Genomic DNA, 1501 nt, shown 5'->3' on the forward strand with positions numbered 1-1501 from the left:
CCGGCGGCCGGGTGCCGTCGGGGGACGGCGCCGCCACGTTGCCCGGCCTCTTCGAGGAGCAGGCCGCCCGCACCCCGGACGCGCTCGCCGTGGTGGAGGGCGGTACGGCTCTCGCCTACCGGGAGCTGAACCGGCGGACGAACCGCCTGGCCCGTGCGCTGGCCGGGCGGGGCATCGGCCCGGAGGACCTGGTCGGCGTGGTGCTGCCCCGGTCCGCGGACGCCTTCGCCGCGATGCTCGCGGTGCTCAAGGCGGGCGCCGCCTACGTCCCGGTGGACACCGAGCTGCCGCCCGCGCGGATCGCCTCGATGCTGGAGGAGGCCGCGCCCCGCCTGCTGATCGGGGACGCCGAACTGGCCGGGCGGATCGGCGTGGCGGGCGTCCCCCTGCTCACCGTGGCCGACCTCCACCGGCTCAGCACCCCGGACCCGACCGGCGCCGGGACCGCCCCTGACCCCACCGACGCCGACCCGGCCGCCCCGGACCCGACCGTCCCGGACCCGACAGCCGCGGACCTGACCGACGCCGACCGCGTCCGGCCGCTGCTCCCCGGCCACCCCGCCTACGTGATCCACACCTCCGGCTCCACCGGACGCCCCAAGGGGGTCGTCGTGGAGCACGGTTCGCTCGGCGCCTACCTGCGCCGGGGCCGGGCCACCTATCCGGGCGTGTCGGGCGTCAGCCTGATCCACTCGTCGATCTCCTTCGACCTGACCGTCTCCGCCGTGTACCTCCCCCTGGTCAGCGGTGGCTGCCTGCACCTCACCGACCTGACCGCCGCGGACCACAGCGGCACACCCCGGCCCGCGCTGCTGGAGATCACGCCCAGCCACCTGGACCTGCTGGAGTCGCTGCCGCACGACCTCTCCCCCACCGAGTGCCTGCTCGTCGGCGGGGAACCGCTGCGGGGTGAGGCCATGGAGCGCTGGCGCCTGCGGCACCCGGACGCGGTGATCTTCAACAGCTACGGGCCGACCGAGGCGACCGTCAACTGCGCCGAGTCCCCGCTCCCCCTCGGGGTACCGGTCCCCGCCGGCCCGGTACCGATCGGCGGGCCGTGTCCCGGCACCCGGCTGTACGTGCTGGACTCCGTGCTCGGTCTCGTCCCGCCAGGCGTGGTGGGTGAGCTGTACGTCGCGGGCACCGGTGTCGCCCGCGGATACCTGGGGCAGCCCGGCCTGACCGCGGAACGCTTCGTGGCGGACCCGTACGGGCCGGCCGGGTCCCGCATGTACCGGACGGGTGACCTCGTGCGCTGGCTGCCGACGGGCGGGCTGGAGTTCGCCGGGCGGGCGGACGGACAGGTCAAGATCAGGGGGCACCGGATCGAACTCGGCGAGGTCGAGGCCGCGTTGCTGGCCCACCCCCGGGTCGCGCGGAGTGCGGCGCTGGTGCACGAGCCCGCCCCCGGCGACCGCCGGATCGTCGGCTACGTCGTCCCCGGGGACGGCCTGCCCGAGGAGCTGGACCTCGCCGGCCTGCGCACGTCCGTCGCCCGACG

Annotated in this window: 1 protein-coding gene; it reads left to right on the forward strand. The window is 76.2% G+C overall.

From position 1 onward, the window contains the following. On the forward strand, positions 1-1501 hold a 1501-nt coding region (locus ACYVE9_RS26375), incomplete at both ends, for an amino acid adenylation domain-containing protein (RefSeq protein WP_461030407.1).

Source organism: Streptomyces sparsus, assembly GCF_054776295.1.